This window comes from Halosimplex pelagicum (genome assembly GCF_013415905.1).
Taxonomy (GTDB): domain Archaea; phylum Halobacteriota; class Halobacteria; order Halobacteriales; family Haloarculaceae; genus Halosimplex; species Halosimplex pelagicum.
In genome coordinates this window covers 830,144-844,666 of record NZ_CP058909.1, presented here as the reverse complement: position 1 = coordinate 844,666, position 14,523 = coordinate 830,144, and the positions used below count along the sequence as shown (strand labels likewise).

10 protein-coding genes are annotated in these 14,523 nt (G+C 65.5%); 8 read left to right on the top strand and 2 right to left on the bottom strand.

The features are described from left to right. Positions 1-13: 13 nt before the first annotated feature. Positions 14-235 carry a DUF7535 family protein gene (locus tag HZS54_RS04265; RefSeq protein WP_179920717.1) on the bottom strand — a complete coding sequence of 74 codons (222 nt, stop codon included), beginning with the start codon at positions 233-235 and terminating at the stop codon, positions 14-16. A gap of 143 nt (positions 236-378) precedes the next feature. On the opposite strand from HZS54_RS04265, the gene HZS54_RS04260 reads away from it, so the two are divergent. The 3 genes from HZS54_RS04260 (at position 379) to HZS54_RS04250 (ending at position 3,551) form a co-directional block, all read left to right on the top strand. Beyond that, positions 379-585: a cold-shock protein gene (locus HZS54_RS04260; protein WP_008418277.1), complete on the top strand. Its 207-nt coding sequence runs from the start codon at positions 379-381 to the stop codon at positions 583-585. 182 nt (positions 586-767) lie between these two features. Beyond that, complete coding sequence (locus tag HZS54_RS04255; protein ID WP_179920716.1) at positions 768-2,429, top strand: sulfatase family protein; 1,662 nt, start codon at positions 768-770, stop codon at positions 2,427-2,429. A gap of 72 nt (positions 2,430-2,501) precedes the next feature. Continuing rightward, the gene (locus HZS54_RS04250; protein ID WP_246391765.1) at positions 2,502-3,551 is read left to right on the top strand and encodes an ATP-binding protein; all 1,050 of its coding nucleotides are present in this window, start codon (positions 2,502-2,504) and stop codon (positions 3,549-3,551) included. A gap of 30 nt (positions 3,552-3,581) precedes the next feature. Here HZS54_RS04250 and HZS54_RS04245 read toward each other — a convergent pair whose 3' ends face one another. After that, complete coding sequence (locus HZS54_RS04245; RefSeq protein ID WP_179920715.1) at positions 3,582-3,737, bottom strand: hypothetical protein; 156 nt, start codon at positions 3,735-3,737, stop codon at positions 3,582-3,584. A gap of 119 nt (positions 3,738-3,856) precedes the next feature. Here HZS54_RS04245 and HZS54_RS04240 point away from each other — a divergent pair, with 119 nt between their 5' ends. The 5 genes from HZS54_RS04240 (at position 3,857) to HZS54_RS04220 (ending at position 14,418) form a co-directional block, all read left to right on the top strand. Continuing rightward, complete coding sequence (locus HZS54_RS04240) at positions 3,857-4,756, top strand: alpha/beta fold hydrolase (protein WP_179920714.1); 900 nt, start codon at positions 3,857-3,859, stop codon at positions 4,754-4,756. 115 nt (positions 4,757-4,871) lie between these two features. Continuing rightward, positions 4,872-11,567 carry a VWA domain-containing protein gene (locus HZS54_RS04235; protein WP_179920713.1) on the top strand — a complete coding sequence of 2,232 codons (6,696 nt, stop codon included), beginning with the start codon at positions 4,872-4,874 and terminating at the stop codon, positions 11,565-11,567. Then, positions 11,564-12,604, top strand: coding sequence for a hypothetical protein (locus tag HZS54_RS04230; protein ID WP_179920712.1), 1,041 nt, complete (start codon positions 11,564-11,566; stop codon positions 12,602-12,604). Before HZS54_RS04235 ends, HZS54_RS04230 begins: the two co-directional genes overlap by 4 nt. 79 nt (positions 12,605-12,683) lie before the next feature. Continuing rightward, the gene (locus HZS54_RS04225) at positions 12,684-13,763 is read left to right on the top strand and encodes a hypothetical protein (protein WP_179920711.1); all 1,080 of its coding nucleotides are present in this window, start codon (positions 12,684-12,686) and stop codon (positions 13,761-13,763) included. Further along, a complete protein-coding gene (locus tag HZS54_RS04220; protein ID WP_179920710.1) occupies positions 13,756-14,418 on the top strand; it encodes a hypothetical protein in 663 nt (220 codons plus the stop codon). Before HZS54_RS04225 ends, HZS54_RS04220 begins: the two co-directional genes overlap by 8 nt. Positions 14,419-14,523: the final 105 nt, after the last annotated feature.

The window sequence follows — 14,523 nt, the reverse complement described above, 5'->3', positions numbered from 1 at the left end:
GCGCTCGAACGAGTTACGCCCCGCGCTGGCGCGCGAGGAACTCCAGCACCTTCGAGAGCCCCCAGACGATCGCGATGAACGGGAGCAACGGGACCAGCAGGACCACCAGCCCGAGGAAGACCGCCCAGCCGATCGAGTCCATCTCCATATCGGGTCGGGTCTTCGACCCCGGCGTGACCGTCCGGAGCGCCTTCCGCGGGACGCTCGGATCCTGTATCTCGGTGGATTCGCTCATAGGTTCCTGTAGGTCTCGCGAAACGATAAACCCGGTGGCGGGCGGCCGGGGTCGTCCGACTGCGGTGCGGATGGCGTGCGAGGGGTCGTGGTACCTCGACCCTCGGAAGGGTTATCCCTCCCCCAACCTTCTATTTGTTCGTAATGGCAAACGGTAAAGTTGACTTCTTCAACGACACTGGCGGCTACGGTTTCATTTCGACTGACGACGGCGACCTCGACGACGACGAAGACGTGTTCTTCCACATGGAGGACGTAGGCGGCGAAGACCTCACCGAGGGGACCGAGGTCGAGTTCGACATCGAGTCCTCGCCCAAGGGGCCTCGCGCGGCGAACGTCGTCCGGCAGTAACACCGAGACGCGACCGTCGGTCACGGCGACGGACGGCGACCTCGACTTTTCAGATAGTCACCCACCCGAGCCGGCGCTACCCGTACGCTCCGTACCGAGCGCCGCCGTTCGCGCCGGGGAGTCCCGACCCCGCCGAACGACCCCGCAACAACACTTAGGGCGGCGGCGGACGCCCGTCGGGTATGCCCGGGGTCGACCGGCCGAACGTCCTCTGGATCGCGATGGAAGACACGACGCCGCGCCTGGGGTGCTACGGCGACGACCTCGCCCGGACCCCCGAGATCGACGGGCTGGCGGCCGACGGCCGGCGCTACCCGAACGCCTTCTCGACCGCGCCGGTCTGTGCCCCCAGCCGTTCGGCGGTGATGACCGGCTGCCACCAGAACGCCATCGGCACCCATCACATGCGGACGACCCACACCAGCGACGACGCGCCCGAACTCCCGACCCCCTACGAGGCCGTCCCGCCCCACTACGTCACCGCGGTCCCCGAACTGTTCCGGCGGGCTGGCTACTACTGTACGCTCGACTCGAAGGCCGACTACCAGTTCGGTACGCCCGCGACGATGTGGGACCACCACGGGTCGGGCGCGGACTGGCGCGACGACGCCCGCGAGGCCGACCAGCCCTTCTTCGCGATGGTCACCAACGGCGTCACCCACGAGAGCGGCCAGTGGGACCCGACGGACCCGGGGACCGACGACCAGTTCGGCGGGGCGGTCGCCGACCCGGACACCGACCCGTCGGCCGTCGAAGTGCCACCCTACCTCCCCGACACGGAGACGACCCGCCTCGCTATCGCCCGACAGTACGACAATATCGCGCGGTCCGACGAGTGGGTGGGCGACGTGCTCGACGCGCTCGACGCGGACGGCCTCGCCGAGGACACCGTCGTCGTCCTCTGGAGCGACCACGGGGAGGGGCTCCCCCGCAGCAAGCGCTGGCCCTACGACGGGGGGATCCACGTGCCACTGGTCGTCCGCTGGCCCGGCGAGCTGGACGCCGGGAGCGTCGACGACCGCCTCGTCAGCATGATGGATCTGGGCCCGACGATGCTCGACGCGTGCGGACTGGACGTGCCCCAGTATATGGGCGGCCGGCAGTTCTTCGGCCCGAGGGCCGAGGAACGCGAGTACGTCTTCGCCTCCAGGGACCGCTACGACGAGTCCTACGACATGGTCCGGGCGGTCCGCGACCACCGGTTCAAGTACGTCAGGCACTACCGACCGGGGACCCCGTATCGACAGTGGATCCCGTTCCGCAATCGACACCCCGTGATGCGCGATATTCTGGAACGGGCGCGCGAGGGCGAACTCGCGGGCGCCCAGAAGTGGTTCGACGCGAACCGACCCGCCGAGGAGCTGTACGACCTGCGCAGCGACCCCTGGGAGGTCGACGATCTCGCCGACGACCCCGAGCACGCCGACACGCTGGAGCGCTTTCGGGACGCGCTCGACGACTGGCGCGACCGCGTGGGCGACGCCGGCGACACGGCCGAGGCCGAGATGGTGTGGGAGCGCCGTCGCGGCGGCGACCAGCCCGGGACCGCCGCGCCACGGTTCGTTATCAATAGCCCGAACCACGACGAACGGACGGCCAGGACCGCCGGGCTGGAACTGGAAGGCCCCGCCACGCTCTCGCTGTACTGCGCCACCCAGGGCGCGTCGATGGCCTACGCGTTCGCAGACGAGCGCGTCGAGAGCGACGGGTCGGAACCGCAGTGGGAACTCTACACCGGACCCGTCGACCTGCCCGAGGGCGAGACGACCGTCCGCGCGAAGGCCGTCCGCTACGGCTTCGAAGCGAGCGACACGCAGGTCGGGACGTTCACCGTCTCGGGGTGAGGTGTCGCGGAGTCGCCCGTCAGAAAAGCTATCCGGCTGGGCGGCCAACAACGCAGTAATCGGGCGAACAGCATGACAGACGATACGGACCAGCCGACGGCAGACGGGCGCTCCGGGGAGACGGAGACCGTCGGGAACCTGGTCGAGAAGATCCGGGCGCTGGACGACGACGAAGAGCGCAGCCAGGGCGTCCTCCTCGACCAGCTCTCGGAGGTCGAGAATCGCCTGCTCGCGTTCGGCCGCGCGCTCGGGGGCGACCCCGACACCGTCGCGGACCTGCCCTTTACCGAGGAGGCGGGCACCGACCGCATGCCCGAACCGCTGTACGTCCGCCACGACACCGAGATGCTCAACCAGATCACCGGCTGGCTCCTCCAGGAGCAGCACATCGGCCTCGTCAGCCACTACGGCACCGGCAAGACGGCCTTCCGGGAGATCGTCCGCCGCGACCTGGGCGAACACGACGACTTCGTCGTCGCCGTCCTCGACAACCCCCGCGAGACCACGCCACGCAAACTGTACGCGACGATCCAGACCACCGCCGAGGCCGCGGGCTACGAGGTCGAAGACCGGGACTACTGGCAGACCCGCGACGGCGTCCCTTGGGCCACCGAGGACGCCAAGGAGGCCGCCCGCGAACTCGTCGAGGACGTGCGCGCCGACGGCAAGACCATCCTGCTCGTCGTCGACGAGATCGAGGTCCTCCCCTCGGAGATCCTCTCGACGCTGCAGGTCGCCGGCGACATGGGCGTCCGCCTGTTCCTGATGGGCACCCCCGAGGGCAAGGAGCGCGTCGCCGACCTGCGCGGGACCCTGGACTCGCGGCTGCGCTACTACGAGGGGATCGAGCCGTTCGGCCCCGAGGACATCGCCGAGTACATCGCCCGCTCGTTCGCCTACTTCCGCGGCGAGCCCTACGAGGACCAGCCCGTCGAGCTGTTCACCGAGGCCGCCGTCCGCGACATCCACGAGCGCAGCGAGGGGATCCCCCGCGAGGTCCGCATCGAATGCCGGGAACTGTTCACGCGGGCCGCGTTCGTCTGGTACCGCACCGGCCAGGAGATCGACCGCATCCAGATCACCCCCGAGCTCCGCCATCGCCGCTTCGGGATGGGTCGGTAACTGCCTCTCTCGACGCAACAGTTCCACCGCTCACGACGGGTGTTCGTGTTTGATGCGCTCGGCGTGGACGCCGGGGACCTCGCTGAGACACGCCCGGCACTTCCAGGTCGGGTACACCTCCCCCTGCTCCTTGACGAGGTCCTGCTTGTACCGCAGCGTCGCCCCGCACTGGCAGGTGTAGGCCATACTCGGGCGCACGACACGGGCGGGAATAAATCGCCCGGCGGTCCCGGATGCCGGCCACCAGGGACCGAACCCATCACCTCACCAGAATATACAGGACGCTGGCGGCCCCACGTCCGGGCATGACCGCGACCGACGCGAGCCTGCTCGATCTGTCCGCCGCCGAGTCGACGCGCCGCACCGTCAACGGCGTCGACCTGCACGTCGTCACGGCCGGCGACCCCTCGAACCCGATGGTCGTCCTGCTGCACGGCTTCCCCGACTTCTGGTACGGCTGGCGCCACCAGGTCCCCGCGCTGGTCGACGCCGGCTACTACGTCGTCGCGCCCGACCAGCGCGGCTACAACCTCAGCGAGAAACCCCGCGATCTGGACGACTACCGAATGCGCGAACTCTCCGGCGACGTGGCCGAACTGATCGAGACCGAGAACCGCGACGACGCCCACGTGGTCGGCCACGACTGGGGCGCCGCGGTCGCGTGGGACCTGGCGCTGCGCCACCCCGACCGGGTCGACCACCTGGGGATACTCAACGTCCCGCACCCGAGCGTGATGCGCCGGACCCTGATGACGAACCCCCGACAGCTCGCCCGGAGCTGGTACATGTTCTTCTTCCAGCTGCCCGTGGTCCCCGAGCTCGTCCTCGGCCGCGACGACGCCCGCGGCGTCCTCGACGTGCTGGAGGGCAGCGCCAACCCCGGCGCGTTCACCGACGAGGAACTCGCCCACTATCGCGACGCCTGGCGCCGCCAGGGGGCGATCCGCGGCGCCGTCAACTGGTACCGCGCGCTCGTTCGCCGCCGCGACGACCCGCCTCGCGAAACCGTCGCGGCGCCGACGCTCGTCGTCTGGGGTGACGAGGACGCGGCGCTGCTCCCGTCGATGGCGACCGAGAGCGTCGGCCACTGCACCGACGGCCGCCTCGAACGGATCCCCTGGGCCTCCCACTGGGTCCACGACGAGGAACCCGAGCGGGTCAACGACGCCCTGATCGGGCATCTGAAAGGCGGTTCCGGGAACTGATCCCGACCGTTCGACCTTTCTGAAAGTTAGACCGTGTCGTTCAGAAATGGTAACTAATGGATAATATAGCCGATAGAATAACGACATTATACGAACGGATTGACTACCGAACATCTTGCGCGAACGTTCGACGCGGCGGCCGCTGACGGCCGTCGTCCTGGTGTGGGTGATCGTCGTATCGACCATCGCGCCGGCGGCCGCTGGTCTGAGCGCCAGTGCGGCCGGCAACGATGAAGAGTCGGGCGGTGCCGCGGGTAACGCGCCGGCTGGCGGCGTGACCGTCGAGACGAGTGGGAACGCACTGGAAGACAAGGTGCGTGCGGAGTCTCTCGTCGGGCGACTACCGGGGGAATCGACACGGCGGGAAACTGCGAGGGAGACAGCGGTCGACCTGCTTGACGACCAGTCCGGCTACTACCTGGGTGGCCGACGGGACCCGAGCGGGGACGGGGTCTCGCGGGTGACGAACCTGCCCCTGTTCGCCGACGACAGGACCGCAGTCGACGAACTCTCGGCGTTCGCCGGGAGCGACGGCGCTCGGAACGCCTCCCGCGCGGCCGCGCTGATCGTCGCCGCCGACAACGAATCGGCGGGGGTCGCCGTCCGTGATGCTCGCGACGCGTTCCGCGAGCTGTCCGACCGGCTCGAGCCGGACGAGCGCCGGGCGATCGAGCAACGCATCGACGACGCCGAGACGGCGCTGGCGCGCGCCCGGTCGACCGCGACGGGGATCGACGCCACGGGCGCGGCCGCCTTCGACCGGCGGATGCGCGCGATAGACGAGTTCGCGAGCGCCTGGCGGGAGGCACAGGTCGCGCTGAACCAGCTCGACGTCGCCACGACGCCGCAGGTGGTTCTCCGGAACCGGTCCGACCCGCTCCCGGGGCGCCAGATCGTCCGCGTGAACGGCACGGACCGCGACGGGATCCCGGTGGCCCGGGCGACGATCCGCGACGCGCAGCCACAGAGCCTGGAGAACCTGACGGTGTTCGTCAACGGAACGGCGGTCCGGACGTTCGCCGTCGGAAGCCGGTCCGGGACTGCCGAGGGGGTGTCGCCGCTGGTCTCACGGCTTCGGCTCACCGTCTCGAACACCGACGGCACCGGGACGCCGACGGCGACGCTCGCGCCGCGAGCGAACGCGACGGGGACGGTCGCGACGCCGGGGACGAACGTCTCGATCGAGGTGGTCGCTGACCGGTCGGGAGGTACTGGCGCCGGGGACAACGGCACCAGCCCGAGTCCGCCGGTCAACGTCACGCTCGCGGCGACGGACAGCGTCTCCCCGCCGGAGATCGTGCCGCTGTCCGTTCGCCGACAGCTCGACCGCTGCGGTCTCGCCGCCGAGTCGGTCTCCCGGTCGACGGTCGAGACGCTGACGGCCGCGGCCGACGCCGACCGTGTTCGTGTCGTCGACGGACCCGTCAACGGGAACCTCGAAGTGGACGACGGGGAGGCAGTCTTCCTCCGAGGGGCGGTCAATGGCGGTGTCCGCGACGGCTCCGGCGAGGGAACGCTGGTCGCCTGCGGTGCCCGGATCAACGGGAACCTGCGCGTCTCCACGACCGTCCTGGAAGACACCACGGTCAACGGGCTGGTGACCGCCGACTCGGTCGCCGGGTTCGGCGACGTGACGCTCAACGGGAACCTTCGCGGCGGCGACGGCGGCGGTGCGAACCTGACCCTGGCCGACCGGAGCGCGCTCCGGGTCAGTACCGCATCGTTAGCCCACTTCGGCGCCCGCGACGGGGCGGCTCTCGAAGTCGACGGAAATCTGGACTGCGACACGGCGGTCGTGGCGGACTCCGCGACGGTCGAAGTCGCCGGACGTGACAGTTGCAGTTCGAACGCCGGTGGGAGCGACGGCGCGGGCGGAGAGACAGGCGGGCCGAGCGGGACGCCGGCCGACGATACCGGCGAGCGCGCGCCCGACGTTCCCGACCCCGCCGGGGGGCCGAGCGGGACGCCGGCCGACGATACCGGCGAGCGCGCGCCCGACGTTCCCGACCCCGCCGGGCGACAGCTCGCCGAGTGTGGTATCGGCAGCGCCGCGCTCACGAACGGGACCGTCGCGTCCCTGTCGGAGGCCGCGACCGCGAACCGGACCCGGGTTGTCGACGACACGGTGAACGGCGACCTGTCCGTGGACGACGGTGAAGCGGTGTTCCTCGAAGCCCGGGTCAACGGGAACGTCGCCGGCGGGAACGGTAGCAGTGTTCTCGTGGCCTGCGGTGCGACCGTCAACGGGAACACCGACGTGGCGACGGTCGTCGCGAGCGATACGCGATTCAACGGCGCGCTACGGGCGGACCATGGAGCCATCTCGGTCGGGAACGTCCGGGTGAACAGCAATCTCGCCGCTGGAAGTGGGCCGGTCGATACCCTCTCGGTCGCACGCGGGAGCCGGCTTCGCGTCACTGGTTCGGCCGACACCACGGACGTCCGACTCGCAGGCGACGCAACCCTCCGCGTGAACGGGAATCTCGCCTGCGAGGGGGGGCGACGCGCCTCGACGGCGAGCGTGACCGTCCACGGCGCCGACGGATGTACTGCCGCGCTCGACACCGGGACGGGGACCGACGGCGCGGAGTCACGGTCGGGACTCCCCTCGGTCCGGCGCACCTCGTTCGCGGCGGATGTGTCGGTCCAGACCGATACCGCGACGCTGTTGCTCGACAGCGACGGGCTTCCGGGAACCTACGAACGGCGCGTCGTCGGCACCGACCCGCTCGACCCCGACAGCGACTCCAACCGGACAGCGGCCGACGAGGCGAACGACGGGACTCTCGACGGCGCCGAGGACTTCGACGACGACGGGCTCCCGACGGTCTTCGACCCTGCCCCGTTCGACCCCGACGCCGACGGGGACGGACTCCGGGACGGGTTCGAGGTCCGCAAGAGCGGGACGAGTCCGGTTGTGAACGACACCGACGGCGACGGGGTCCCCGACCCCGCGGAACAGCTCGACGCCGACGGCCTGAACAACAGCCGCGAGCAGGCGCTCGGCACGCACCCGCGGCTCAACGACACGGACTTCGACGGCCTCAGGGACGACCACGAGCTCGCGAACGGGACCGATCCGCTCGACCCCGACACCGACGGTGACGGCGTGCCCGACGGCAAGGAGATGCGGTTCGGAACGGACCCCACAAGTGCGGACGCGACGGGCGAGAACGGGACGTACTCGTTCACCGCGAGCGACGACGAGTCCGGCGTCAACGTCACCGTCCGGACTTCGCCGGAGAACGCCAGCGCGACGACCATCGAGACGGTCGAACCGAACGCGACCCAGGAGTTCCGCGAGTCGTCGATGGTGCGAATCGGGTCCGGCGGCGAGTTCGAGAACGCGACGATCGACGTCCCGTTCGACGCTGCCGGGGCGACCAACGCAAGCAACTACGCCGTCTACACCTGGGAACCCGGATTCAACGGGACCTGGAAGCGGGTGAACAGCACCGTCGACCTGGCGAACGGAACGGCCACTGCGACCGTTGATTCGTTCTCGTACTTCGCGGTGTTCAACGTCGCGAACTGGCAGGATGTCGTCAGCTACGAGCGAACTATCGGCGAGGAAGAAGAGCAACAGTCGGGAGTAACGCCGGTCGATCTGACGTTCATCATTGACCGGAGCGGAAGCATGCGCGGGTATGAGCTCAGGCAGGCCAAGGACGCCGCGACGAGCTTCGTCGGCGCTCTCCGCGCGAACGACCGCGCTGGCCTGGTCGGCTTCGCCAGCTCGGCCGAGATCGAACAGCGACTCACCTCTGACTTCAATGCGGTAAACAGGAGCATCGAAGCGCTCGAGGCCGGTGGAGTGACGAACACGGGCGGCGGCATTCGGAACGCTGTCGAGACGTTCGAAGAGGACGGTGACCCGGACACGCCGAACGAAGCCATCCTCCTCTCGGACGGTGAGACGAATGAGGGGCCCGACTCAGTCGGAGAGGCGAGAGAAGCGGCCAAGCAGAACATCACGATCAGTACCGTCGCCATCGGGAGCGGGCCCGACGAAGACGAACTGCAGGCCATCGCCGAAGCGACCGGCGGCGACTACTATCATGTCGAGACGGCCGCTGAACTTCCCGAGATCTTCGGCCGCATCGGCGAAGAGGTCGACGAACGGACGATCGTCGACAGCGACGGCGACGGCATCCCGGACGTCGTCGAGAACGCCCCGATCAGGGTGGCGGCGGGCCCCGATACCGGCGAGCGGATCGACCTGGACCCGCAGTCGGCCGACACCGACGGCGACGGGCTGACCGACAGCGAGGAGATCGACCTCGACTACACGATCTCCCAGAGCGATGGCGAAACCGTCGTCGACGTCGAGGTCACCGCGATGCGGTCGGAACCCGACGAGGCGGACTCCGACGACGACGGGCTGATCGACTCCCGGGAACGTAACGGCTGGACGATCAGCGTCCTCGACACCCACGACGACGCGGTCGCGTTCAGCAACGCCGTCGGAACCGACGGCGGCGACCCCGGACAGTACGTCACCGAACGGTCGGTCACCTCGAACCCGCTGATAGATAACACCGACTTCGACGAACTCGACGACGGGCGGGAAGCCGAACTCGGGACGGACCCGCAGTCGAGAGACACCGACACCGACGGGACCGACGACGGCGACGAAGTCGACGAGGGCTACGACCCGACGCTGTTCGACATCACGCCGCCGGAGATCGACGTCGAGCGGGCGGAATACGTCACGCGCACTCCCAAGATTCCGAATCCGTGGAACGACGAGGGTCGTCTGATCTCGTTCTACGCCGTCAGGGGGTCCACCAGCGACCCCAGCGGCGTCGCCTCGGCGACGATCATCATCGACGGCCGGGAGTACGAGGTAGACGACCCGAACTACTTCGACCGCGACATCGACGCCCGATTCCTCGGGACGATCCAGGAGGGACTGGCGACGACGAAACTGAAGGTCCGCGCGACCGACGAGTACGGCAACAGCCGGACGACCCTCGCCGCGGCCCGCTCGAACGGCCTCGTCGAGGCGGTCAAGCAGAGCGGTTCGCTCGACAGTCTCTCGACATCTCAAGCCCTCACACTGGGGACGGCGACCGGGATCTCCAGCGGAACTGGTCAACTCACCGGGACGGTCCAGAAGGTCGTCACCCAGCCGCAGCAGACGTTCAACGAGGTCACCGACCTCTCGAAGTACGAGAAGCTAGCGAAGAACCTCGAAGACGTGCCCGGGCTGCTGGTCCAGAGCTACCAGCGCCAGCAACGGACCGCGAACCCATACTACCGGGGCGGCGAGGTCGCGAATCAGGAGCTGTACGAGGACTTCCGGAAGGGGTACTACGCCGGGCTGGTCGTCTTCGAGGTCGCCCAGTCGGCGACCACTGGACAGGTCAAGAAGATAGACAAGGTGCAGCAACTGGCGAAGAAGAGCCGCGTGACGTCCGCGGTAAAGTACTACCGGTCGACGCGGGCGAAGTACGTCACCGGCCCGGCCGCACTCGCGGGATCGAGAGTCACTCGCCGCGTCGCCTCGAAGGTCGACGTGGACGCCTCGACCACGATTCGGAAGACACTGTCGAAGACCAGAACGGTCGGCCAGACGTGGTCGCTGTCGCGACGGCTCGGGGACACGCCGAGCGGTATTCTCCGTGGATTGAGCGAGCGCGGACGGGCGCAGTTGCGCGAGTACTATCGAGGGCTCCGCGGCGGCGGTAGCGGCGGGGACGACACTGGATTGGAACCGCTGACCGACGGCGGCCAGGACCGGTTCGTCGACACGCTCGAAGACCTCGAAGACGGTGGCCGGACGGCTGCGACGCTGCAGCGTCGGCTCGACGATGAGGACTTCGGTACGATATTCAACGCGGATATCCCCGACGAGACGCGGGAGACGCTACTACGAGCGTACGAAGACGGAGACCTGACCGCACCCGATACCGCGAAAGCCGCACGCAAATTGGACGAACCTGGGAACGCAGACGTGATATCGACGATCCGGTCGCTCGACGACACTGAACAGCGGCGAGCGCTGCAGTTGGTCACCGACGCCGGTGACTCGGGTGTGCGGATAGTCAGGGACCTCGACGATGACAGCCTGGAACGGCTGCTCAGGCTCGAAGACCGCGGTGACTGGGCTGGAATCAACGGCCGGACGTTCGAAGGATGGGAACTCTGGCGAGCGGACATCGCTGGCGCACTCGGTGATACCCGTGTCGAGACCGACGACGTGAAAGCGTACCTATCCGATCTCGACGAGATCGTCACTGCCGACCGAGACGGAAATGTCGATGTCGAGAATTACAGAGCGTTGGTCGATGAAACGAGCCCAAATGGAGATTCGTTCCTGAATTTAGCGAACGAAGCCGATAGAACCCGGGCGTACGTCAGCGGCACCTCTACGTTTATTCCGGACGGCCGAACCGTTGACGAGATCGTCGTCGAACCACAGTTCACCACCACGAACAAAGATGTCGACGCCAAGATCGGGTACGACGACAGTAATGCCGATTACGTCGAATACAAGCGACTGAGCGGAAGTAACCTACGGCAGAACCTCCTCGATAACGTGTTCACGACGACTCAGGGCAAGAGTTCGGTTAACCGGAAGTTCCTCGAAATCGGTTCCGAGGCGTCGGACGGGAATAATGTCGGAGAAATCACTGTCGATCTAGATAGATACGATGTCGCTTCTACCGACGAATTGGAGCAGATAGTTCTCGACACGGTCGAAGAAAACTTGGGTCTCCCGTCTGTCGATGAAATCAGCTTCAGTCGGCTTCGAGTCAAAACCGAAGACGGTGGCACGGTTTCGATAGACCTGTCTGAATACGAATGAACGAAATGCACCGGAATCTCGATTACGTCACGGACGACGGAGGAACGGCCAACTGGCAGTTCTACGTCGACTCAGAGATAACGTCAGTGCCGGAATCGGAAGAGCGGACGATCGACGTATTGGAACGTCTACGGTCTGCGATATACCCATATGTCGAACTCAAAGAGATCAGGCTCGGTGTGTTACAAGTTCCTGAATCAGCTAGTTTGGAGGACGCTTTGACCGCCGGTAAACAACACCCGGAGTCACCGATCACCATCCGTTCTCAGAGCGCCCTCACTGGCGACGATGTCGCCGAGCGATTGTCTCAGTTGCAACCAGACGAATCGTGCGTACTATACGCAAGCGACATCGTCTCGGAACAAACCAGCGTTGAACTGTTCTTCCGAGACGGTGTATTCGCGATTGACGGAGAGAGATCCGATCGGTATCGGTCAAGCACTGCGGCGACGGAACCGAAGTACTCCCCGATGTCGTGTAGCATCCTCCATCGCGGACCGAAATACAGCCCGGTTGAACTGCAGGGCGGGGAGTCTGTATACACGCTCTCCATCGGCACGGACACGGATCTCTGGTTCGATGATTCGATGATCGGACAGATAAACAGAGCGCGATTGCACGAAATCCTTCGAACACTCGAAAATTCGCTTCCGATCGTTGATTGTAATTTCACTGTTTCGGACATGAAATCGTATGCAGATCCGGACGCTACCGCGGTATTCGAATATGACGGGCCGCCAGCCGACGAGCTGATCAGGGAGTATCGTATCGACTGGGTCGAGTCCGAGCTGGTAGAGACAGCTACGCAATACCACGAGGGCGGTGAGGCAGTATTCGAGGTGACGAGCGACGCACCGCGAGTACAGCCCGAAGAGTTGCGCAAACGCATCGAAGCGTACGTCGACCATCAGCGCCAGCAGGGCAAACCCCCACAGGCGGATCGACTTCGTGTGGTTCGGACCGACGGCACGCAACTGGAGGCGACGCTGACTGACGACACTCTCGACTGGGTCGACGACGGATTCGAGGAAGCGTAACGAGTAGTTCTCTCTGTTTTTCAGGACACAATCTCTGCAGTCGCTGTCGCGACGGCTCGGGGACACGCCGAGCGACGTGTTGCGCGGCCTGAGCGACCGGGGCCAGTCGCAACTGCGGGCGTACTACCGCGGGATTCGCGGGACTCGTGGCGGCAGTGACACGGGGCTGGAGGCGCTGACCGACGGCGGTCGCGCTGAGTTCCGGGAAGCGCTGAACGACGAGACGATCACGGGGCGGACGCTGGCGCAGTTCCGCCGCGGGAATTCCGACCGGACGTGGCGCGAGTTGTTCGACCGCGACGTCTGTAACAGTCCGTGTGACCCCGAGTTCGAGGTCACGTACGAACTGGCGGGGAAACTCGACGGACTGGACGTATCCGACGCAAAACAGTTGGAACAGAGCCTCATCGAGTATCGGAAGACGATCGGCGACGATTCGGAGTTCACGAGCCCCGACGACCTGCTGGAGCGGCTTCGAGAGCTCGAAGAACAAGATATCGACGGGCTCGGCAAGGCGATCAACGAGCGGAAAGGTGGCGTCCAGAATATCAAAGGACTCGACGGCGAGACCGAGACCGTCGAGAACCTTCTCGACGACGGCGTCGACCCCGATACCATCGAGATGGAGCGGGACATCGGCGACGGCGACCTGCCGGATCTCAGCGCCATCGACTCTGACAAGTCCAACCGAGAGATCCTCGAGGACGAGTTCGGGTTCGAACTGAAAGAAGTGGAGACGAGCGATACCGACATCGACGTGGATGTCGATGGAGGCGTTGCGTATGAGTCGAAGACGAACGTCGGGCCCGGCGCCGCTCCATATCCGGGCGCGACTGACGTCGTTGCAAACGATGTAATTAGCCTGCGAAACAAATTACGAACGCTTGCGGCCTCTGGCGAGAAAAAGATAGTTGTCGTGACTCGGACAGAGTCTGACATCGAACTGAGTGACGGTGCGAAAGCTGAACTCAGAGCGAGCGGTGAACCCGGATGGGATAGTCTCAGAGAGATGGCGGACGACGTTGAATCGAACTCCGGGTCAGTGTTTGATCAAATCAGAAACTCGGATGAGGTCTCTGATGACGTTGCGGATAGTCTTCCGCAGGATGTCGAAATCGTATTCAAAAAGCCGAGTGAGGTGAGTAACACGAATGATTGAGGGACCGTACATGGTCCGGTTCTTGTTCGAGACCGTCTCGGACACTCTCGTCGATGATGTGATTACAATCTGCACAGCTCACGGATTGTACGACAAAGAGCGGAACGAGGGCGACCAGAAAGCGTCGATGCCGGACGAGATACGGAAGAATAAACGTGGATTCATCAGATTGCACTACGAGGATCTCTCATTCAAGCTCAGTTTCGACCTCGAATCCGGTGGTGGACATTCGTGGACGGAGGGTTCGTTCAATATTTCGACACAGAGTCAGGTGGTCAATTATACCGACAAAGACGATCCGAAGTATCGTAGATTTATCGAAGAACTGGTCGGATTGGTGTCAGAACTCGCGAGTGCGACGCGACCAACACACGTCCACGCATTCGGGACGCAGTCGTCGACCAACGAGTTCGCTCGCGGGGTCATTCCACAAGAGCTGCCGGTTGCTCATGACATTTCGAACCTTCCATGGTTAGGCGTCTACAATCCCGAAACGGTCGACGCACTCGGCGGTATCGACCGATTCACGGACGCACCGGCACATCGCGTCGAACGACTGGAGACGGGACACGTGATGGTCGTCGCGACGGAAGACCCGTTTGCGGTTCCGGACCGTGAGCTCGAGGAGTATCTCTTGCAGAACGAAAACAGATAGTTAGCTGAACGTTTTGTCACCACTTCTATCGAATCAAAGGATACGTCTCAGCTCATCTCACAAGCGGACGTGAGCGGTTGCGCACGCTCTGGACACCGCTCATCG